Source organism: Paenibacillus sp. NN59 (genome assembly GCF_057597225.1).
Map to the genome: position 1 here is coordinate 919,586 of NZ_CP199678.1, position 23,299 is coordinate 942,884.

A 23,299-nucleotide genomic window follows, 5' to 3' on the forward strand; every position below is an offset into this window, starting at 1 on the left:
GTGGTCACCTTCCTGCTATTGAATAGAGCGGCAGCGATATATAAAATATCGATCCCGTCTCGCCGTCGCTGTCTGCATGAACGCTTCCCCCATGTGCCTGAACAATTTCCCTGCAAATCGCGAGTCCGAGTCCACTGCCCTCCACTTTCATGTCCGTGCTTGGCCGATCATATCGGTAATTGCGATCAAAGATTTGCTCGAGTTGATCCGGGGGAATACCCATGCCAGAGTCTTGTACACTAATGATCACAATAGAGGGATCTTCTGTCTCATCCACGGCTAGAGCAAGACGTATGATTCCACCAGTAGAGGTGAACTTCATCGCGTTGGATACGAGATTAAACAAAGCCTGCTCTATTCTTTGCTCATCAATCTCAATGTGCGGAAAGTCAGCCCGTTGATCTTCCCCTCTGCCGATGTCCAGTGTGAAATCCAATCCTGCGTCAAGCACAACCAGCTCATATTGTTCATAAAATCGATGTAAGAAGTCGGCTGCATGAACCGGCTCCATGTGGTATTCCACTTGTCCTGTCTCCAGATGAGACAAGAAGGACAACTCCCCGATCATATGATTAATCCGTATCGTGTTATCACGAATATATTTTAGGTACTGTTCATTGCGTTCTGGCTTTACCATGTCTTTTACCGCCTCGACATAACCAAGCATGCTGGACAGCGGCAGACGCAAATCATGCGTAATGTAGGCAAGTAGCTTCTTTCTTCCATGCTCTGAGCGGAGTAACTGCTCATACGACGTACGCAGGTCTTCGTGAGCCGCAGATAATGCATGTGTACGTTCCTTCACCAGTTGCTCCAGATTGGTATTCATATCGGTAAGCCTGTCATTCGCTTCCTGAAGCTCACGGGCAATCCGCACCTCGTTTGTTGCTGCCCTTGTAAATCTGGAAGAAAGCAGAATCAGCTGTGCAATCGTGAATATCAACAGACCTGCCGGAGAAGTATTTCCGATTGGCGACCACTCATTGAAGTATAAGAAGTCGTTAATCACCGTAACCAAAGCAACCACGGATACGAGCAGGAAAATCAGAGCTCCCTCCATATGCTGCATAGCCGCTTTGGCTAGCCCAACCATCAGATATGCCATATGAAGAACAACGACCGCACCAATCAACATTAACATTTTGGTATAGATCAGTGCAGGGGTTATGACAACAACCAGGCAGAGTAATCCCGTTACGATTCGGCTGCCAAGACGGAACCATCGTGAGACATAATTCGGGAAAATACATTCATAATACTTGGTAATGACATACCCACCAAGACAAAGAGTCAGATATTCCATTTTAAACTGCAATTCCCACGGGAAATCAGGAAAAAATTGTGTAAACATCAGCTCGCCATTCAGCATGGATCGGATGCCAAACAACAAGGTAAACAGACCAAAGTATAACGGTGCTCTGTCCTGACGGCGGAGCAAGAACAACATCAGATTATACAAGCCAATGACGAGCAGACTTGCTGTTACAAACATGTCTGTGGCAACCTTCAGTTTAGTCTGGACCGTTAATACGTTACTGCCACCTAGTTCTATTTCTTTGGTGATACCGCCACGATTATGATAGAAATTGGATACTTGCATCACGAGTTCTACCGTATCGCTCTCGGGCTGGAAGAACACCAGTTTTGTTGCCAATTGCGGTGTCATGTTACTTTTGTCCTGACCAACCCTACCTGCTTCTGCAAGCAGTTCTCCATTCACCCATAGTTTATAAGCATGGAAAATGGTAGGTAACCGCAGCGCAAGTCGCTCATTTCTGTCCTGCTCGCTAAGCTTAATGAGCAGACGAAAAGTGGCAAAGCCTTCTCCTGTCAGTTCTTGACCATCCAATCGGTAGCCTAGCCATGATCCAGGTATATTGATATATCGGTCAGACTGTCCACCCATTTCCATACGACTTCGTATATCCTCAGGCGAAAGCAACTGATGCCAGTAGAATGTCCATTCTCCCTCTAACTGTACAGGATTTGTACGAATATGACCCTGAGTTAAATCGAGTATGCCTTGTTCGCTTCTAACGGGAGGGGAATCTGGTGCAGACATCACGGCGTAGCTTATGACCAAACCGATAACAACGACAAAAATGATGTGAAGCAAGATCGTACGAGAACTGACTCGCAGAATATCCCTGAACATGAAGTTGACCCCAATCTACAAAATTCGCTATAAATATCTGAATATCTTCATGATAGCATCAACAAAAGAAAATGTGTGAGTCATGGAGATAAAAACTTCAAGAAAGACCCAGATGACTTCAAAGGTGAACTATTCTTTTGTGCTGTAGCTATTAGAGGGGCGTATCGTTGTGCTGTGCTATACTTTATGTAAATGTTCTGTTGAAGCTTTTCTGAGAATAGGAGGAACTATGTCCTGGAGTAAATTAAAACAACAATTAGAGAGTTTCCTTAGCCCCGCACTGGCCGGCACAGTAGCGTACCGGGCAACCAGTTACCGCTATTCACCGGATAAATCAGGGAGTGGTTATCTGACCGTGGATCAGAAGAATATCCTTAATATGGCGGATACGACGACACCCATACGGTGGTATCAGACCGATCAGGAGATCAAGAATGATCCCAATATCGTAATTCCTGTAAGTATGGAAGAGATTGAAGCCATTCGTAAAGAAACGAAAGGGGCTGTACCGGAAGAACGACTTGAGATCATGGTGCGAGGTAGAAAAAGCACATCTCATGCTAAGGAACTGTTAGCGGCTCAAGCCGCATTGAGCAAATCGAATTTTACGTCGGTAGCAACAACGTTTCTGGCCACTTCAATCGAGGACAATCTGGAGAGCAATGACATTCTGCTCAATATTTTGGCGCTGATCGACAGACGGGTGGGCAAAAAGCGGATTCTGAACATGTCGGATTCGATTAAAATGAAGCATTCTGCCGTGCAGTATTTTTACGAACTGCGCCGCAGGACAGTGTGAAATCGTTATTTCGCATGTTAAATCAAGCTTACAAACAGCTTATAAAGCAAAGAGAGCCGTGCTGTAACACGACTCTTTGCCGAAATAGCCGCTTCTAAGAGCGGTGGGCTTCAAACAAGAGCATACACGACCAAGTAGACCGCGACCTTTGTAAGGGGGCGGTCTACTTGTGTTTATCGGACCGCAACGCTGGAACTTAGCCAACCAAAGGTTATTATCGGCAAGCTCAAAGGGTAGAGAATCTAATGTAGAGCGGTTTAGAACAAAATATGTTGTACTACATATTGTTTTTATACTTCAACAAAGATAAGATATAATAAGAACATACGTTTTGTTCATGCTATATTTTATACATATTCGGGGGATTACTGTGGTTGAACTTGTTAAGGGGTGAATACGTCCAATGATACAATTAACCAGACGGCAAGCCAGGCGGTTTTTATTGTTAAAGCATGGGTTATTGGGGGAGCATCAATATGTCGGAAAGTCAGGGGTCATGGAATTTACAAGACAGGTTGGTTGCCTTCAATATGATCCTATCGATATCTGTGGAAAAAATGCCGAGTTAGTATTGCAGTCACGCATTCGTGGGTTTAGCAAGAACATGCTTGAAGAGTTATTGTATGAAGATCGATTACTGATGGATTATCCCGATAAGAATCTCGCTATAATCTCTATTGAGGACTGGCCTTATTTCGAACGGTACAGACAAGCGGCCAGGCAACATGCCGAAAGCTATCCCCAGATGGAGACGCTCACAAGGCAAGTACGGGATTATATACAGCGAGTTGGTCCGGTAAGTTCGAATGAATTAAATGCATTGCAACTAGAAGGAGATTTCACTTGGCGTTCAGCCATTCACTGGAGTAGTGGGAACAATGTTTCGCGCTCGGTGTTGGAGCAGATGTATTCGACAGGTGAACTGGTTATCCATCATAAAAAAGGAACACGTAAATATTATGATCTGGCTGAGAAGCACATACAATCTGATTTATTGCACGCCCCGGAACCGTTATTGAATGAATTAGATCATCACAAGTGGAGAGTATTGCGCCGAATCGGTGCGGTTGGTTTACTGTGGAATCGTGCATCCGATGCCTGGCTTAATATATGGGGGTTAAAAACAGAGCAGCGGAACAGGGCTTTTCATGAGCTATTGCTGGAGGATCGCATTATTGCTGTTGAGGTAGAACAAATCAAGGAACGTTTATACTGCCGGACAGAAGACTTACCTATGATTGAACACATACTGCAAAATCCGGAGTTACAAGAGCGTTGCGAATTAATTGCTCCACTGGATAATTTAATGTGGGATAGAAAGCTTATTTATGCATTGTTTGAGTTCGACTATAAATGGGAGATCTATACGCCAGCTCTCAAACGGAAATTTGGCTATTATGTGTTGCCCTTACTGTATGGAGACCGGTTCATTGGGAGAGCCGAGATTATCGTGGAACGGAAATCTGGAAGGCTTGTTGTTAAACATGTCTGGTACGAAAAAGGCATGCAGCCAACCGAAGAACTTGTAGCCGTGGTGAAGGAATGTTTCGAGCGGTTTGCAATATTCAATGACTGTGAGACGATTTCAATAGAGGGAAAAGACTAAAAACTAAACATCAAAATTGAAGAGCATACATGTGTTTGTTCCCCAGTTGTTATAGCCTGAAGCTATAACCAGTCATACATTTTTGGTATCTCTTCTAACCCCGCTCCGCGTGATATGATAATCATATACAACGAGGGGGTTATTTACATGACTGACAAGTTCCAGATCGTAGGGAGTTTATTGCGGCCGGAAGAGCTGCTGACATATAAAACACAGATTGAACACCGGGATGATATCCAGTATCCATTCTATGAAAACTTTCAAGGATACCAGCAATGTGAGACGAAAGCGATTGAACAAGTGATCCAAAAAGAGATTGAGAACGACTTGTCTGTTATCACGGACGGCGAATTTTCCAAATCGATGTGGCATCTCGATTTTGTGTGGGGATTCGGCGGAGTGGAGCGGTATATTGCGGATCATGGGTATTTTTTCCGGGATGTGGACGGCACTTCTAAATATGAAACACGTAAAGATATCGGGCTGCGTATTACGGGGCAACTGAGCGGCAAGAATCATCATTTCATTCAACTGTTCAAGCAGTTGCAAGACCAAGCGGGTGACCAGCAGACCAAACTCTGCATTCCATCGCCGTCCCATATTTTCGGTGAATTATCGTGGTCGGACAACATTGGGGGCAAGGATGCCGTATACCAGAATACACAGGAGCTGAAAGCCGGCTTGGTAAGTGCTTATAAGGAATTTGTGCAGGAGTTTGCAACTGCGGGTGGTAAAATTCTGCAAATGGATGACTGTCTCTGGGAGCTGTTTGCCGATGACAATCCGAACTCGCCTTTTACCGGAGAGCATATTAATCAAGAGGAAGTACAGGGTCTCGCCACGGAGTTTATTGATATCAACAATACGGTCATTGACTTCGGTCATAGTCTGGGTCTGAAAATGTGGACACATAACTGCCGCGGCAACTATGACTCCCGTAACATGGGCGGCGGATCGTATGTGAAGATTGCGAATCTGTTCCTGAAGCAATTGAAGTATGATCGTTTCTTCCTGGAGTGGGATGATGATCGTGCGGGTTCCATCGAAGCGCTGGAAGTGTTCAAAGACAGACCGGATACAGAAATTGTACTGGGTCTGCTGTCCTCCAAAACAAGTACGCTCGATGATGAGGAGCGCGTGGTTCGTCTGCTGGACGAAGCCTCCAAGATCATTGACAAAGATAGGCTACTGCTGTCTCACCAATGTGGTTTTGCGTCCTGTGATGGCGGGAACGAACTGAGCGAAGCCCAGCAGTGGGCGAAGATTCATCAGGGTCAGCAGATTGCGAAGCAATACTGGGGCAACTAATTTCTATAACATATAGATATTTTCATAGGGCGATCTTTTCCGAGCAGGATTCGGGAGAGATCGCTTTTTATTTTGCCTGATTCGTTACCGTGTGATCGTTATGTCTGTTTTGTGATTCTTCTCACTTTCCTGACCCGACATCTGCTCTACACTTAATGGCATGTAGATAGGGGGAGAATGGATGACGATGCCACAGATCAAGGCGCAAATGCAGCAGTTAAGGCCGCAGATGAAGCCACGTGATTATACCCAATATCCGTTCATCGTGATCTGGGAAGTGACCCGGGCATGTGCGCTGAAATGTGTACATTGTCGGGCAGAGGCCCAGTATCGGGCTGATCCACGTCAACTGACCACCGAACAGGGAAAAAGGCTGATAGATGATATCGCCGCTATGCAGGAACAACCGTTATTTGTTTTCACGGGGGGTGACCCGCTAATGCGGCCAGATCTGTTTGAACTGGCGGAGTATGCGATTCGGGAGAAGGGGTTACCCGTGTCCATGACGCCTAGTGCCACGCCGAAGGTCACTCAAGCGGCAATTATGCAAGCGAAGGAAATCGGTTTATCCCGCTGGGCGTTTAGTCTGGACGGGTCAACGGCCGAGATTCATGATCATTTTCGCGGAACCAGAGGTTCTTATGATATGACGATGAGGGGCATTCGATTTTTGCAGGAAGCAGCCATTCCGATTCAAATCAACACGACCGTTTCCCGTTATAACCTACACGATCTGGAGGCCATCAGCCTTAAGGTGAAAGAGATGGGCGTTGTGTTGTGGAGTCTGTTTTTCCTCATTCCGACAGGCAGAGCTCAGCAGAAAGATATGATCACAGCGGAAGAGCATGAACAGGTCATGAAGTGGATGGTGCAGCTTGCTCATGAGATGCCTTACGGCGTGAAATCAACGGAGGCGCCTCACTACAGACGGGTAATGATACAGCAACGGACAGCAGGAGCAGAGCAGGCCTCAGAGCAGAACTCCAAGCAAGGCTTAGAACTTCAATCCGAGCAGAGCGCAGGAAATCATGCAGATCTTGCCAAGGGTCTCGCCAAAAGCAAAGATATGCTGGGACGTGCACCGCAAGGGGTCAATGATGGGGACGGGTTTGTGTTTATCAGTCACACGGGGGACGTCTATCCTAGCGGTTTCTTGCCCGTGGTGTGCGGTAATGTGAAGAATGAGTCGCTAATTGAGGTGTACCGGAATTCACCGGTGATGCAGACCTTGCGGGATAAGTCGAAATTGAACGGAAAATGTGCAGTCTGCGAGTACAAAACGATGTGTGGTGGCTCCAGAGCAAGAGCGTATGCAATGACGGGAGATTACATGGACAGTGATCCTTCCTGTGCCTATATCCCGGCGGCGCTGCGTTAAAGTTTATATGGCGGGAAGTGTAGCATGGATAATCAACGCACGAAACAAGTTGTCATCGCTGGCGGTGGCATTACCGGATTGAGCGCAGCTTATTATATCGAACAGTTTTGTAGAGCGAATGATGTTGCAGCAGAACTTATTATTGTTGAAAAAAATGATCGATTCGGTGGACATGTGCACACCGGTAAAAGGGATGGATTCGTGATCGAACGGGGGCCCGATTCTTTTCTCGCACGGAAAACCTCCATCATTGAGCTTATGCAGGAGCTCGGTATGGGTGAAGAACTCGTTGGTACGCGTCCAGGGGTGTCGCATAGCTATATCGCGTATCGGAATAAACTGCATCCGATTCCGGATGGCTTTATGCTCGGAGTGCCTACGAAGTGGAAACCCTTCGTAACAACTCGTTTATTGTCCCTTCGGGGCAAGGTGCGAGCAGCGGCAGATCTTGTTTTGCCGCGGAGGTCGAGCAGGGAGGATGAGTCCCTGGGGCAACTGCTACGCAGACGCCTTGGCGATGAAGTACTGGAGCAGATCGCCGAGCCGCTCTTGGCAGGCATATATGCTGGCAATGCGGACGGACTGAGTGTACAAGCAACGTTTCCAATGCTACAGGAAACGGAGCAAAAACACCGTAGCCTGATCGTGGGCATGCTGGGTGTGAGAAAAAGCCGCGCCCCGAAGCAAACAGTCAAGCCTACGGCTCAAACCACAACGGAGTCTACGTCACAACCTACAACTATATCGGCAACCCGTCCAGCTCCCAAACCCGCATCAAAACCATCGGGCACGGCCACTCGAAGCATGTTTTTGAGTGCACGGGGCGGACTGGAAGGTGTGGTAACGCAACTTGAACAGACACTTTCTTCCACAGCGCATTTGATCAGGAACACGGAAATTTCCCGTGTGTCGAAAGCAGAACAAGAGCAAGGAAAAGACACTATACGTTATACGGTTCAGTTTAACAATGGAACGACGCTTGCGGCGGATGCGGTAGTGATTGCGACTCCAGCGTATGCAGCAGCGGATATGCTTGCACATGAGCATGAGGCGATTACAGAACACCTGCGTGCGATCCCGTATGCTTCGGTGATGAACGTCGTACTTGCTTATCGCGAGCAGGATGTGGGTGTTTCCCTGAATGCATCCGGCTTTGTTGTACCGCGCAAGGAAGAACGCAAAATTACAGCCTGCACCTGGACATCATCTAAGTGGGAGCATACAGCGCCGAAAGGTCACATTCTTTTGCGAGCATATGTGGGGAAATACGGCCGTGAACCGATGAGTCATCAGCTTACCGATGAAGAAATCATTGCTGAAGTACGCCGCGAATTACAGGATACCATGGGGATCTCCGCAGAGCCTGTTTTTACAGAGATCAACCGATTACCGTTATCCATGCCCCAATATCAAGTCGGGCATCTAAAACGAATCGCAGAGGTTGAGAAGTTACTGGAAGATGTTATGCCTGGAGTGTACGTTGGTGGCGGAGGTTACCGCGGAATTGGCGTTCCGGATTGTATCTCTCAGGGCAAGGCTATGGCGGAGAAAGTCATTGGCACGTTGTTGGGAACTAGATAAACATAAAGAAGCGGCAGCCTGTCCCGAAATTCAATCGGGGGAAGCTGCCGCTTTTTTTATTGGCAGGGCGCTGAATTTACTTACGCTGTAATGATCGGCTCAAGGAATATATTCACACGATCCGGGGATTTGGATCACGCTATTTCGCAGTAGCATGCTGCGCCAGCCATTCTTTTTTTAATATCGCATATTGATACGTGTTCTCGTATTTCGGCGTACCGTCTTCATTTTTGACAAAAGAAATAAATTCAAGAAACAGCCCTTCCCGGCGCATGCCCAGTTTCTCACACAGCTTCTGAGACCGGAAGTTATCGTCTTCCACGTAAGCGTAAATTCTCCGAATTCCCTGCTCCATAAAGAGGTATTCCATGAAGGCACGAGCACTCTCGCTGGCGTATCCTTTTCCCTCAAACCTCCCGTTAAAATTCCAGCCGACACTATACGTATCTGGGTCTGATTTTGAGTCTGAATTCGATTTCGAGTCCGAATCTGAATCTGGATCATGGCCTTCTGTCATCCCAAACAGCTCTCCAATGATCTCATTGCTGTCTTTCAGACAGACGGCGATATGGGAGTCGTCCTTGCTTCGTTTCTCTACCTCAGCGACTGCTTCCTCAAGTGTCGACATCTGATGATCCATAAAGCAGTTCACTCGTGGATTCGCGGTATACTCGAGCAATCCGGCCGCATCCGTTGCGGCAAAATTACGTAAAATCAATCGATCCGTTACAATGTTTTGCATATATGATTCCTCCAATGATGACGGAAATAGATCATGCATATCTAATTCATATTCCGTATTTCGTATTTTGTTGTGTGTGTGATGGCATCGTACATATTCAACTCTTCTGTCATCTTTATCCTTTTTTCGGTGCCAAGTCTCTCGGCTTAACTAAAGCAGGCGCAGTTTTTGTTTTTAACGTCGTGTTGAGTCCCTTTGTCTCGTTTATCTCCTTGATCTCACTATCTTCATTGTTCTCCATATTCTCAATTGTCGGATTCGTTTTATCCGCTTTGGAGAACAGATTCATTAATTTGTCCTTGTAGATGTATCCGAATATAAATCCAACGACAGCAATAACCGATATGATGATGGCGATGGTATATTGTTGCATATGAAGGTTGGAACCTACCACGGCCGAAGCGATAATCCAGGGCAAACGTCCAACCAGCAGAATAGTGAAGAAGCGTAAAGAGCTGATGGATGTCAGCGCAGCGACAAAGACAAGCATGTCTTTGGGCAACCCGGGAACGAGGAAAAAGATAAACAAAAAGGCAGCAAATTTTCGCTCATCATGCATGAATGACATCCATTTCATATTTTGCTTCCGTAGCAGGCGCGATACAAAATCACGGCCGATGAAACGGGTAAAGTAGAAGGCAATGGCTGAACCTAAGACCAGACCAACGGTTGTATAGAAAGAACCGAGTGCAGTACCGTAGATATAACCACCGGCAATTTGCACGATTTCTCCTGGAATCGGCGCAACGACGATCTGCAGAATCTGGAATAAAATAAACATGATCGGGCCCCAGTGTCCCGTGGAATGAATATAAGCTCTGAAATTGTCCATCGACGACATGATTTTAATGATGGCAGGCGCATAATAAACCAGCAGGCCCATGGATAAGGCAGCGAACAAGCCCAACAGTATTTTCATCACCATACGTTTTGAGATTTTCGGCATAACGTAAGACCCCTTTTTGTAATGACATTCACTATTAACAGTATAAATCGAAATCATGAAGAGATACCTACTTAACTTCTTAAGAATTCTTAAGGCGATCCTGATCCGCTGGCTCTGTTAAAACACGCAGACTATACTGGAATGAACGGAGGGATTTCGAATGAACAACAATAAGCAGATTTTAATTGCAGATGATAATAGTGAGATTCGTGAGATCGTGAAGATTTTACTAGAAAGTGAAAATTACGAAGTTATTGAAGCCGTCGACGGCCAAGACGCGGTCGATAAAGTAACGGAAGAGACAGATCTTATTATTCTGGATATGATGATGCCCAATAAGTCTGGACTGAAGGCATGTCTGGAGATTCGTGAAAAAACGAGTGCGCCGATCCTGTTCCTGACAGCAAAAACACAGGATTCGGATAAACAACTAGCCTTTTCGTCGGGGAGCGATGACTTTTTGTCCAAGCCATTCTCGTATACCGAACTGGTGGCAAGGGTCAAAGCGCTGCTTCGCCGATATTATGTCTACCGGGGCAAGGAGAAGATCGAAGAGGCTGAGAACATTGCGGTGAAGGATCTGACCATTCACAAGGATGCCAAATCGGTGTATATCGGTGAGAAAGAAATCTCGCTCACGGAAATTGAGTATCAGATTCTGTTGCTCTTGGCGTCCAAACGAAGAAAGGTTTTCTCAGCCGAAAATATCTATGAGAGCGTGTGGCAGCAGCCTTATTTTTATACTTGTAATAACACGGTAATGGTTCACATTCGGAATTTGAGAAACAAGCTGGAAGACGACCCGCAGCATCCTAAATATGTGCAGACCGTTTGGGGGAAGGGGTACAAAATTGAATAAACTGCTTATCGGAAAAAAACTGAAGCTCAAGCTGGTACTTGCCATTATTCTCTCGCTGTTCGTTGCCGTAGGTACATTCATCGTCTTGCAGGTGGTTGGTGAGACGGCACTGGACAGTTATCTCAGCAAATCGACGTTTATCGAAAACAGGCAGCAGGATGCGCTGAAACGATTCCAGACCATGGTAAGCAGTGAGCACTTGTCCACGCAGGATCATCAGAGACTCTCGGAATGGATTCGTGGGGAGCGGTACTTGGAGCTATTCATATTTGGACAGGATAAATTGATTTATGCATCCAACACGGAAGCGGATCCTGCGATAAATAAAGAGCTAATAACTCAGTTCTTACCGTCCAGAACACCGATTACAACCGTCCAGTTTGCAGATCAGCCGGCTCAGATTTATTTGGTTGGTTTCTATGAATATCAGTACTATAACTTGCTTTTGATTTTGACGGTATTCGCAGCTTTGATTGTGTTTATTGTTGCATTCTTGCTCATGATTAATCGGAAAATATCCTATATTGGCAAGCTTGAGCGGGAGATCAAAATACTGGAAGGCGGCAATCTGGATTATAAGATTACGGTGTCTGGTAAAGACGAGCTGTCATCGCTGGCATGGAGTATCGATGAGATGCGAAAATCTTTTGTGGAACGGCTCGGTAGCGAGGAGAGGGTGAGAAGTGCGAATCGAGAGTTGATTACGGCGATTTCTCATGATTTGCGCACACCGCTCACGATTCTGCTTGGATACATGGACATCATTGAACTGGGTAAATACAAGACACAGGAGGATCTGCACCAGTATATTCACAATAGCCGAGAGAAGGCGTATCAGATCAAGATTCTATCAGATAAGCTGTTTGAGTACTTCACGGTCTCTTCTGCATCAGAGGAAGAGGATGTGGAATCCGAAATCTATGATGGGCGAGAGTTGTTTGATCAGCTTCTGGATGAGCAACTGGCCTTAATGGAAAATTTCGATGTTGAGTTGAAGCAGAAATACGGGGAACAGGCCTTTTTGATCGAGTTGAATCTTGTAGCGATCCGTCGTGTGTTTGACAATATTTTCTCGAATATAAAGAAATATGCGGATCGTTCTCATCCAGTGGATATCGATTTATCTATCGAGCAACACACTTTAATCATGACCGCTCGGAACCGGATTAAACCTGTGGACAAAACGAAGGACAGTAACGAGATCGGACTCGTCAGTTGCCAGAAAATCATCGAACAGCATAACGGAACATTGAAGATATCTGAACAAGAGGAAACATTTATCCTACAGATCGAACTGCCCGTTATTCTCAGTAAATGAGATCGGAAGTCGTATGGTTTCAAGACACGCCCTAGGCAGAAATAATACATTTTTGCTTATTCGATGTAACTTCCAAGTGTTAGGAAGGGTTATATAAGAGAGTAGCAAAAGGGGAAAAAGTGTAAATAAGAATGAAGTGAAAGCAAGGGCCACAATGTGATTGAGGGGAGAGGCTTCATGAAGAACAATCATACTCCACTGAGTAAAACTCGGGTTTTAGAAGAACTGGACTCGCTTGGTTATTCGAACCGAATGAAAGAGATTGCGCGGCTGGGACGGCATCATCTGGCTGTGGGCGCGAAAGATTACGCTACGCTTCTGATTGAGCTACTGGACAGCGGGACAGCGTACGAGGCACATCTGGCGTTAACCGGAGCTGGCGCGGTAAAGGATGCACAAGCTGTTATACATGCGTTAAATCATCCCAAGGCTGGGGTCAGGAGCCGGGCTGCCTGGATGCTCGCAGAGGTGGTCACTGATCCGGGGTATGACATTGAAACCGAGATCGTTTCGATGTCGCACCATTGTCGTCAGCAACTGTTGCGGAGCATTGTGAAGTATACCAGACAGGACTGGGCAGAACGGCTGTTGCCGGTCGTATTGGAACGTTGGGGCGCAGATGACGCTATTTTCCTGCTATCCATGTGTGGTGAAGCAACGGTTCGCACACGATTGCCACAGCTTGGATATGCAATTGATAATTGGCGAACCATAACAACCCGGAACCCGGACCTGGTCGCTGCTTACTTAGAAAATGCCTTGAATCAAGTATCGGAGAGCGACAGGTCCAGTGTGTGGTATGAGATGGGCACGGCGGTAGAGAAGCTGAGTATATTGAGACCCGCAGCAGTCCTGGAATATGCATTGTCTTATGGTCCAAAAGAACAGATTCATCCCGTGATTAAAAATCAACTGGGTATCCTGATTCGGACCGGCCCTGAGCAAGTATTTGAACTGCTCGCGAGGCAGGAGACAAGGGCATATCTGCTGAATAACGGAGTTCCGGCGGGTGTGTTGAAAAAGAGAAGATACTTCACCACTGCACAATGGACTGCACTGGTGACCATGCTTGCCGAAGCACCTTTTCAAGTGGCAAAGGTGCTGGATACGCTCGCGCCTTCAAGCCGTGAAGCGTTATTTGATGCAGCGTACCCGGTGCAGGAGCGAACGAATCGAATGTTCCCTATGGCCCTGCTCGATGTACTGCCGCATCAGTTACGCGACAAAGAAGCGGTTCGCATGCTCACCCTGCGAGAAGTCCGGGAAGACCGGGGCAGAACGTTCGAAATGACAACACGTCGTCTGATTGCACAAGTTAGAGAAACGCTGGAGCAGGCTGTTCAGGTATCGAACGCGGATGAGCGTGCTATGGCTTATTCCCGGCTGATTCAAAGCACGGCTCTGTCCCGTAGTGGTATGGAGGACACGTTACGGTTCCTGACGAGAGTGAAAAACGATCAGGACCCGGTACGTTTTATGGTAATGGCAGAACTATCGAGATGTCCGGTCACGTTGTTTAAGGAAGAGCATTTGCCACATCTGACGATCCTGGTGGACAGTGTCATTGAGGCCAGAGATACTTCGTATGGAACCAGAACGGGAGTCGAGCAATTGGCTTTTGACATGCTGCTGGAGCATGCAAGTGAACCTGGGCGTCGCTTGTTCCAATTTGCGCTTAGAGCGATCAAGCGCATGGCGATGCGTGATGGGCAGTTTATGTTATTTTCCAGAGAGTGGAACAGTCTGCCGCAGGCCGCACTCGAAACCCTATTTGACGAGATCTATGCTATAGGTGTAGAAGCGAACAAGCGGGAGAGTGACTACGTCGTTCTACAGATGGCTAGTGCATTTGGCAAAGCGATTGATCGACTGCCCAAACTGCACGACCTGCTCGAGGAATTGGTGAAGAGTAAAAAGTCAGCGGCTCAAGCCGTCAGGTACTGGCTCGCTCCCTACAAGACCAGGGATAAACGGGTTAGGGAACTGCTGGATCTTGATCCGACATTCATCTCATTTTATGAAGTGTTTGAGCATTTACACCGGAAACGTCAGGAGTGGCTCGATCCGTTTATCTCTGGCAAAGTCCTCAAAGGCAAGCATTTAACGGGGAAAACCATCTATCTGGTTCCAGCATATCATGGCTTTTATCGCTGGTTGCCTCGTCAGCAACAAGCGCTGGCTTCGCTACTTGACCGCATGGCACAAGACAACAAGCGAAGCTTCTATGAGCGTGCAAATGCGATGCGGAGTTTGGCGGGTATGCCGGATTATCGCTCGAATCCATTGCTAGAGAAGCTACTAACTGATCCGGAAGTACATATCGTGGAGGCTGCCCTGCATGCTTTTTCGTTAACGGAGGAACCGGAAGACGCCCTACCTGTGTTGTTAAATAATCTGGATGGAGATCGTGCACGAGTAGCGATGTACTCCATTCCGAGGTGCGCACGCAGGGTGAACCCGGTGTTGCTCACGTCCATGCTTTCGAGCCTGTTGGACCGGGAAAAACTCAAGATTACGGTGCGGAAAGAAGCGGTTCGGTTGCTGGGAACTTATAAAAGTAGTGAAAGTGTGACCTTACTCATCCGTGAATTTGAGAAGCCGAAGCGGCACAAGGATGTCATTATTGCCATTGGTCATGCGGCCAGGCAATGTCTGGACGATGAGCGAAGCTGGACAATGATGAGTATCATGGCGTCCTCTTCGGATCGAGACATCGCGCGCAGTTTGCTGAATCAGCGTCCGGATGAACTTCCGGTGGAAGCGCGACTGCGATATTTACAGTGGATTACCGAAATTGCGGGGCATGATGACCCGATTGTATCGATGGAAGCCTTTCATGCGATGTCACGCTGGGGACATGTAAGTGCAGAGGTCATTTCACAATGTGCTGGCAAAGCACTAATCGATCTACAGGATGGTACGCGCTGGAAAGCCGCGATTCTTGCCTTGGTCACGGTTAGCAGGGACGGGAAAGTGAATGATGAGGTCGTACAAGTCATCCGGCAGTTGGCTGAAGTGGAGGCCCAGGACGACTGGAACGCAGGTAGAGAGCGGGATTTACCTCATCGTCAACGTTTGCTGGAGTTAATTGATCAGCTTGTCTCGGGTTCTATATCGGTGAAAAGGCGACTTGCTCCATTATATGCATCCATTATCAGGACTCTTCAGCATCATGAATCGCTGAAGCTCACGGCGATTCGTCTGCACCTGGCTGCAATGGATTGGAGCCAGCCGGATCAGGCGGTCGAAGGGTTACACCCTGTTATTGATATCGTTAATGCGCATCCGTATGTACTTGAATCGGTCGATCGGCAGATTAAGCGTACGGTGCTTGATGGGAAAGGATATTGGAAACCGGAGCAGCTACTCCACATCGTAGATGTGTTGAGAACGCGGACGGATATTGCTTCTTCATGGATTGGACTATCTTTGCTCAAGGTCGCTGGTGAGGACTTACTATGGAATCAGGATTGCCGCAATCGCTTAAGAGCTTACCGACAGCATGAACAAGAAGCGGTTCGTCTGCTGGCGTTGGACAGTTGGACAATACTTGAATAACATCATAGTTTTCACTACAATCGAGTAGAATAAGTGCGCTGCACCACTATATGCTAATGAACCGGGGGAGAATGAGGATGACCATGAACTCCATTGAAAATGAAAAAGATCTGTCACCGGAACAACGTGATGAATTGTTCAAGGCATTAAAGACCCGTTTTGAAAAGAATATGAGTCGTCATTCCGATCTGGAATGGGCTAACGTAGAGGCTAAACTGGAAGCAAACCCGGACAAACTATGGTCACTGCACGAGATGGAGAAGACGGGCGGCGAACCGGATGTTGTGGAGTTGGACAGTGAGGCAAGTGAATATATCTTTATAGACTGTTCACCAGAGAGTCCCAAGGGTCGCCGTAGTGTATGTTATGATCAGGCTGCACTGGATGCACGTAAAGAGAACAAACCTAAGCATAGCGCTGTTCAAATGTGCATCGAGATGGGCATTGAGCTTTTGGATGAGACCCAGTATCGTGAACTTCAGCAACTGGGGAACTTTGATCTGAAAACATCCAGCTGGGTGGTGACACCTGAACATATTAGACAGCGGGGTGGAGCCATTTTTTGCGACCGCCGTTACGATACCGTGTTTATGTACCATAACGGGGCAGAGTCCTATTACGCTGCAAGAGGTTTCCGTGGTTTGTTAAGGGTGTAAATGAAATATAGTTTGGATTAGGTTAGATGAAATAGGGCAGTCCCAACAGGGATAGAGAGGAACAATTCGGCAGGTTGCGAATTGTTCCTTTTTTGGTTTTAATTAAGCCAAGTTAAGTGAGTTAAGCTATATCTCCTTTGTCATTTGGCTCCTCAATATGCACCATAACCCGAACCAGATAATCTTCCGCATGTTGCAGCACAATCTCATCCTGCATGTAATCCTCGTAAGCATCACCCTTAATGACATACTGTTTCTTCTCTATATGATCAAAGATTTGCGGAAAAAACCTCTCGGTATCTCCATAGTCGGCTCTGGCATAAGAAACAAGATAATATCCCTCCGGCATATACGCCTGTTCATGATGCTCTGTGGTCATATAGCTATACATATGGGAGATCATATCTCCATCCTTGCGTAGCAGATCCGCTTTAGGAATGATGACGCCGCCGGGATAACCAAGCGGGGCATGTTCCTTGTTCAAACGTACTCGAAAATCCTCCCAAAGTTCCTCAGGGAACTCCTTTTTGGATGAGTAGATACGGCGGCTCAGCAGCAAGGGGGTTTCAGGTTGCCAGATGACATGCATTTGGCTGGTGTCGAGGTGCATGGATTGCTCTATATTTTCCGCACGTTGAATAATCATTTGTTTGGCCTGAGTCAGTTTTGCAATCTGCAACTGTAGATTCTCCTCCTGTTTGCGCAAAAGTTGAAGAGTCGTTTCTGGAGAACGCTCACCGAGATGTTGCTGAATTTCCTCCAGGGACATGCCGAGCTCTTTGAAAATATGAATAACGCCGATTGTTTCAAACTGGCTGTGGCTGTAATAGCGATAACCGTTATCCGCCACATAGGCAGGTTTGAACAGACCGATCCGGTCGTAGTAAATGAGGGTTTTACGCGAAACCTCGGATAGCTTGGAAAAAGCACTAATGGACAACATTTCATTGGAATGCATAAGTACCTCCAGGTCGAAAATAATAGATTGACTGTATAGTTACTATACAGTTTATAATACAGCTGTTCTGACCGCCGATCTACCTTTAGATCGTAGATCAGGGTGTTTATTTTAGATGAGGAGAATGCTTATGGTCAGGAAATTACTGCAAAGTGTACGCGAATATAAAAAGGATACGTGGCTGACGCCCTTGTTTTTACTTGGTGAAGTGGCCATGGAAGTCATTATTCCGCTGTTTATGGCTGAATTGATCGATCAGGGGATCACGGGGGGCCAGATGAATCAGGTGACCAAGTATGGCTTGATTCTGGTGTTGTTTGCCCTGGTGTCTCTGGTCTTTGGAGCGCTGGCGGGTAAGCATTCTGCGATTGCGATGTCGGGGTTCGGAAAAAACTTGCGTTACGACCTGTTCCGTCATGTGCAGCAGCTGTCGTACTCCAATATGGATAAATTCTCGACCTCAGGGATCGTCACCAGGCTGACTACGGATATTACGCATGTGCAAAATGCATTTCTGATGATTATCCGGATTGCCTTCCGCAGCCCGGTCATGATGATTTTTGCAACGATTATGACGTATCGTATCAGCCCGTCCATCGCTACATGGTTCGTGATTGTTATACCCGTGCTGGCAATTGGCATGATGATTATCATGAAGTATTCTTTTCCGATATTTGAGCGTGCCTTTGACAGTTACGATGATCTCAATAAAGTTGTGCAGGAAAACGTACGCGGTATCCGGGTTGTGAAATCCTATGTGCGAGAAGAGCGTGAGGTATCCAAGTTTCAGGTCGTATCCCAGCGAATATTTGCACAGATGGCTAAGGCAGAACGCATTCTGTCGTATGAACTTCCACTGATGCAAGTTGTGATGTATGCCGTGATGCTGATGATCTCATGGATTGGAGCCAAACTGGTTGTGGGCGGAAACATGACTACCGGGGAGCTTACGAGTGTATTCGCGTATTCCATGCAAATTCTAATGAGTTTGATGACGCTGGGTATTGTTGTCATTATGGTTGCCATTGCTCGGGCTTCGGCGGGAAGGATTAATGACCTGTTAAGTGAACAGCCGGACATTACCAGTCCGGAGTCACCCGTTACAGAGCTACACAACGGGGAGATCGAATTCCGCAATGTGTCCTTCCGTTACTCAGGCAAAGCCGAGAATTATGCCCTGTCTGGCATCAATCTGCAAATTTCTTCGGGACAGACGATTGGTATTATTGGAGCTGCGGGCAGTGCAAAATCTACCTTGGTACAGTTGATTCCACGTCTATATGATGCCAGTGAGGGTGAAGTGCTTGTCAGTGGTGTCAATGTGAAGAAGTACGATCTAAGTTTGCTTCGCAGCCAGGTCGCGATGGTATTGCAAAAAAACGTCCTGTTTGAAGGCACGATTAAGGAGAATCTGCGTTGGGGCAATGAACATGCTACCGATGAAGAGTTGATTGAAGCGTGCAAAGCAGCACAGGCACACGAGTTTATTTCCACGTTTCCGGATGGATATGACACTCATTTGGCACAAGGCGGTACGAACGTTTCGGGAGGTCAGAAGCAGAGACTATGTATTGCCAGAGCTTTGCTCAAAAAACCGAAGATTCTGATTCTGGATGATTCCACCAGCGCAGTAGATACACGGACCGACGCGTTAATCCGCAACATTTTCAAAGAAAGCATACCGGATACAACCAAAATTATCATTGCCCAGCGTATTGCATCTGTGGAAGATGCCGATCAGATTGTCGTGCTGGATGAAGGCAAGATGGTAGATATCGGAACCCATGAGGAACTGCTGGGTCGAAATACAATTTATCAAGAGGCTTATTATACACAGACGAAAGGCGGTGAAGCACTGGATGGATAACATTCAATATGGCCGGACGATAAAACGTCTGCTAACCTACTTTAAGTATTACAAATTCAGAACGACACTAGCGCTGATCCTGGTGCTGGTGAGTTCTGCCGTCTCTGTTGCTTCAGCGGCCTTTCTGCGATTGCTGATCGACGACTTTATTACGCCGCTACTTGGAAATCAAAATCCAGTATTTGATGCCTTGTTACAGGCTTTAATCATTCTGGCTGTGATCTATGCTGCTGGAGTCATCAGTACATTTGTCTCGAAACGGCTGATGATTACCGTCTCACAGCAGATTATGAAGAGGATTCGTGACCGCTTATTCGATCACATGCAGAAGTTGCCAATTAAATATTTTGACCGTAAAGCCCACGGGGATATTATGAGTCATTACACGAACGATGTGGATACGCTGAACATGATGCTGACGGATGGATTGCCCCAGCTGTTGTCCACTGCCGTGACAGTGGTGGTCGTTCTCGGTACGATGTTGTTTCTTGATGTGCCTTTAACGATCGTGGTTGTGCTAGGTGCACTCGCGATGCTTTGGGTTACCAAAACCGTCGGTACCAAGGCAACCGAGCATTTTTTTCAGCAACAGGAGTCTATCGGGGTTGTGGATGGATATATCGAGGAGATCATTCATGGGCAAAAGGTAGTGCAAGTGTTTGGTCGCGAGCAAAAAGCGATGGAACAATTCGCACATCTGAATGATAAATTGTTTGACGACTCGGCGACAGCTAACAAATATTCGAATATTCTCATGCCAATCAATGAGAATCTGTCGACATTAATCTACGTGCTTGTGGCTATTGCGGGCGGAGCTATGTCCATATCGGGCTGGAACGCCGGTCTGAGTCTGGGGATTATTGCAGCTTTTTTGAGTTTATCCCGTAATTTCACAATGCCGATTGCCGAAATCTCCTCGCAGGTCAGCATGTTTGTCGTAGCTGTTGCAGGGGCTCAGCGGATATTTAACATGATGGATGAACAGCTTGAAGCAGATGAAGGCCGCGTGACCTTAGAGAAAAACAAGGATCAGGCCGGATGGGTCTGGAAACTGGAGGACGGAACAAGCGTTGTTCTGAAAGGCAAAGTGGAGTTTAAGGATGTCAGTTTTACGTATGACGGAAAGAAACAAGTGCTCCAGAATATTACGTTATATGCCAAGCCTGGACAGAAGCTTGCGTTCGTGGGTGCAACGGGTGCAGGCAAGACTACTGTAGCCAACCTGCTCAATCGTTTCTACGATATAACTGAAGGTGAGATCATCTATGATGGCATCAACATTCAGCGTATTCGCAAAGCAGATTTGCGGCGTTCCTTGGGAATTGTACTGCAGGATACCCATCTGTTCTCGGGTACGGTCGCTGAGAATATTCGCTACGGAAGGCTGGAGGCCAGTGACGATGAGGTCATTCAGGCGGCAAAGCTGTCGTATGCGGCGAGTTTTATTGAACGTCTGCCTGACGGGTATGAGACCCGGCTGGATGGTAACGGCAATGGACTGTCACAGGGACAGAGTCAGTTGCTAGCGATTGCCAGAGCAGCGATTGCGAGTCCGCCGGTCATGATTCTGGATGAAGCCACTTCATCTATCGATACACGTACCGAAGCGCTGGTTCAGAAGGGGATGGATAATCTGATGCAGGGCAGAACGGTATTTGTCATTGCCCACCGTTTGTCTACCGTGCGGAATTCCGATGCCATTATGGTGCTGGAGCATGGTAAGATCAAGGAACGTGGCGACCATGAACAGCTGTTAGCAGCGAAAGGTACGTATTATCAATTGTATACTGGAGCTTTTGAGTGGGATTAATGGGACTGATCCAGAGAGTGCTCGTAAAACAGTAAAACAGCTAAATGGTAAGATAGAAAAATAGCGAAATATAAGATAGACAAGACCAAAAGAGCCGTGCATATTGCATGGCTCTTTTTTGTCGGACGGATACTTGCTGAAGGAAGAAGCAGATATGCGTTTAGGACGGATATTCTGAAGTTTGCTCAAGAACGATGTGGTGTACAGCAACTACATCAAACTACAGGTTCAGTCTGCTTTTTAAAATACTGCTCAATGATCAATTCAAGCACAGGTTCCGGTACGGCACGCTGCAATTGGGCCAGATCACCAAATTCCATGCGATACGGCTGCTCGGTGCTGCTCGGAATCCAGTAGGGAAGTGGTTTACCGGTGGAGTCCAAGCCGTTGGGATCACCTGTTGCAATGAAGTTCGAGAGATAGTTACACATCTGGCGTGCCAGATCATAATGTTTACCCGTGAAAGGACGCCAGCATTTGGCGAGTGTTTCAAAAAAGAACCACAGATCGACCGAATGGAACGTGCCTGGTTGATCCCAGCCCGGAATGTCTGCGTCGAAATTATAATAATAGAGCGGTGTTTCCGACGGATGACCGCTATTAGAACGGATTACAAGCTGAATCGCATGTTCAATCATGCGCACAGAAGCCAGCTGTAAGGCATGATCCAGATCGCCAGTATCGGCTTTACATCGTTCTAAAAAGGCAGGAGCATCCTCGCCAAATAGCTCTGTAGCCATCTGTTTCAGTTCCTCCACACTGTTTACCGCAGGCCGGGTCCAGAACTCGGAGGACGTATGCCCAAGCATGACGGGAACAAGTTCACGCTTATGTTGCATGAAACGAGTGAACGGATCACCTATACAGAACTGATCATCAATGACCGTTCCCCAGAAGCTTCGATATTCCAGAATTTTATCCCGTAGTGTGACGGCATCCAGCTGTCTGGCTTCATCCAGAGAAGATACACCAAGGAAACGAAAAAATTCAACGCCTTTCTGCTCGGCATCTCGCAGCGTACTGCGAACAGCGGGTACAGGAACGTTTGGATATAACTCTGTTGCAATACCGCTCATGATGACAGCTCGCTGAAATAGGCCTTTATTTTGCGGAGAGGTCATCTGACTAAGAACACTGCCACCGCCAGCAGACTGTCCCCCAATTGTAATTTGATCCGGGTCACCGCCGAACGCGGCAATATTACGCTTCACCCAGGCTGTTCCTGCCTGCTGATCCAGATGTCCAAAATTCGCCGGTGCGTGAGGTGACTCCGCACTGATTTCTGGATGGCACAGAAAACCAAATGCATTCAAGCGGTAATTGATGGTCACGACCACAATGCCTCTGCGCGCAATGCGTTCACCGTCAAATTCCATCTCGGCCGTGTGACCGACTTGGAGCCCCCCACCAAAGTACCAGACAAAGACCGGTAGTTTCTCATCGGTTCGTTTGGCAGGTGTCCACACATTTAGATACAGACAGTCCTCATTCATCGGCAGATCAGGATCAACCGCCCATTCTCGCGTATAGATGTTATTATCATCAATGACGGTTGGTGCCTGCATGGAGGTCGGTGCAAAATCAAAGGCTTGCAGTACACCATCCCAATCGGAAGCAGGCTGTGGCGCACGCCAGCGATTCCGGCCTACAGGGGGCGCGGCGAACGGAATACCTTTAAAGCTTGTAATACGTGGATCTGCGGCAGGCAGTCCCTGAACTTGACCATTTTCGACCGTAACAGTTCTAAGCACACAACAT

Annotated in this window: 16 protein-coding genes; 11 read left to right on the forward strand and 5 right to left on the reverse strand. The window is 47.1% G+C overall.

Translation table 11 applies throughout. The annotated features are described in order from the left end of the window. Positions 1-4 precede the first annotated feature (4 nt). Complete coding sequence (locus ACT89M_RS04120; RefSeq protein WP_308723296.1) at positions 5-2,155, reverse strand: ATP-binding protein; 2,151 nt, start codon at positions 2,153-2,155, stop codon at positions 5-7. A gap of 229 nt (positions 2,156-2,384) precedes the next feature. Here ACT89M_RS04120 and ACT89M_RS04125 point away from each other — a divergent pair, with 229 nt between their 5' ends. The 5 genes from ACT89M_RS04125 to hemG all read left to right on the forward strand — a co-directional run bounded on the left by ACT89M_RS04125 (position 2,385) and on the right by hemG (position 8,827). Continuing rightward, complete coding sequence (locus ACT89M_RS04125; RefSeq protein ID WP_090923218.1) at positions 2,385-2,954, forward strand: SF0329 family protein; 570 nt, start codon at positions 2,385-2,387, stop codon at positions 2,952-2,954. A gap of 496 nt (positions 2,955-3,450) precedes the next feature. Next, positions 3,451-4,560 (forward strand): winged helix-turn-helix domain-containing protein, encoded by a 1,110-nt coding sequence (locus tag ACT89M_RS04130; protein WP_253497262.1) that lies wholly within the window; start codon positions 3,451-3,453, stop codon positions 4,558-4,560. 147 nt (positions 4,561-4,707) lie between these two features. Then, positions 4,708-5,868 (forward strand): cobalamin-independent methionine synthase II family protein, encoded by a 1,161-nt coding sequence (locus tag ACT89M_RS04135; protein ID WP_154891652.1) that lies wholly within the window; start codon positions 4,708-4,710, stop codon positions 5,866-5,868. 187 nt (positions 5,869-6,055) lie between these two features. Then, positions 6,056-7,246 (forward strand): TIGR04053 family radical SAM/SPASM domain-containing protein, encoded by a 1,191-nt coding sequence (locus tag ACT89M_RS04140; protein ID WP_373323307.1) that lies wholly within the window; start codon positions 6,056-6,058, stop codon positions 7,244-7,246. A 24-nt stretch (positions 7,247-7,270) separates the two neighbouring features. Beyond that, positions 7,271-8,827: a protoporphyrinogen oxidase gene (gene hemG / locus ACT89M_RS04145; RefSeq protein WP_308723295.1), complete on the forward strand. Its 1,557-nt coding sequence runs from the start codon at positions 7,271-7,273 to the stop codon at positions 8,825-8,827. A gap of 139 nt (positions 8,828-8,966) precedes the next feature. Here the strand turns inward: hemG and ACT89M_RS04150 are convergent, their stop codons facing one another. Beyond that, entirely contained in the window at positions 8,967-9,569 is a 603-nt protein-coding gene (locus tag ACT89M_RS04150) for a GNAT family N-acetyltransferase (RefSeq protein WP_154891654.1), read from the reverse strand. Positions 9,570-9,684: 115 nt separating this feature from the next. After that, a complete protein-coding gene (locus tag ACT89M_RS04155) occupies positions 9,685-10,515 on the reverse strand; it encodes a TVP38/TMEM64 family protein (protein WP_308723294.1) in 831 nt (276 codons plus the stop codon). Between the two features lie 160 nt (positions 10,516-10,675). Between ACT89M_RS04155 and ACT89M_RS04160 the strand changes: the two genes are divergently transcribed. The 4 genes from ACT89M_RS04160 (at position 10,676) to ACT89M_RS04175 (ending at position 16,906) form a co-directional block, all read left to right on the forward strand. After that, the gene (locus ACT89M_RS04160) at positions 10,676-11,374 is read left to right on the forward strand and encodes a response regulator transcription factor (protein WP_154891656.1); all 699 of its coding nucleotides are present in this window, start codon (positions 10,676-10,678) and stop codon (positions 11,372-11,374) included. Continuing rightward, the gene (locus tag ACT89M_RS04165; RefSeq protein WP_186809821.1) at positions 11,367-12,692 is read left to right on the forward strand and encodes a sensor histidine kinase; all 1,326 of its coding nucleotides are present in this window, start codon (positions 11,367-11,369) and stop codon (positions 12,690-12,692) included. Before ACT89M_RS04160 ends, ACT89M_RS04165 begins: the two co-directional genes overlap by 8 nt. Positions 12,693-12,869: 177 nt before the next feature. Beyond that, positions 12,870-16,250, forward strand: a complete 3,381-nt coding sequence (locus ACT89M_RS04170) for a HEAT repeat domain-containing protein (RefSeq protein WP_308723293.1) — start codon at positions 12,870-12,872, stop codon at positions 16,248-16,250. Positions 16,251-16,327: 77 nt separating this feature from the next. Then, positions 16,328-16,906, forward strand: a complete 579-nt coding sequence (locus ACT89M_RS04175; RefSeq protein ID WP_154891659.1) for a DUF4256 domain-containing protein — start codon at positions 16,328-16,330, stop codon at positions 16,904-16,906. Between the two features lie 121 nt (positions 16,907-17,027). On the opposite strand, the gene ACT89M_RS04180 is transcribed toward ACT89M_RS04175, so the two are convergent. After that, on the reverse strand, positions 17,028-17,864 hold the full coding sequence (locus tag ACT89M_RS04180; RefSeq protein ID WP_090923194.1) for a MerR family transcriptional regulator: 837 nt from the start codon (positions 17,862-17,864) through the stop codon (positions 17,028-17,030). A 130-nt stretch (positions 17,865-17,994) separates the two neighbouring features. On the opposite strand from ACT89M_RS04180, the gene ACT89M_RS04185 reads away from it, so the two are divergent. Together ACT89M_RS04185 and ACT89M_RS04190 are read left to right on the forward strand one after the other, a co-directional pair. Continuing rightward, positions 17,995-19,731 (forward strand): ABC transporter ATP-binding protein, encoded by a 1,737-nt coding sequence (locus tag ACT89M_RS04185; protein WP_308723292.1) that lies wholly within the window; start codon positions 17,995-17,997, stop codon positions 19,729-19,731. Continuing rightward, the gene (locus tag ACT89M_RS04190) at positions 19,724-21,541 is read left to right on the forward strand and encodes an ABC transporter ATP-binding protein (protein ID WP_090923190.1); all 1,818 of its coding nucleotides are present in this window, start codon (positions 19,724-19,726) and stop codon (positions 21,539-21,541) included. Before ACT89M_RS04185 ends, ACT89M_RS04190 begins: the two co-directional genes overlap by 8 nt. A 215-nt stretch (positions 21,542-21,756) precedes the next feature. On the opposite strand, the gene ACT89M_RS04195 is transcribed toward ACT89M_RS04190, so the two are convergent. Further along, complete coding sequence (locus tag ACT89M_RS04195; protein ID WP_308723291.1) at positions 21,757-23,292, reverse strand: carboxylesterase/lipase family protein; 1,536 nt, start codon at positions 23,290-23,292, stop codon at positions 21,757-21,759. Positions 23,293-23,299: the final 7 nt, after the last annotated feature.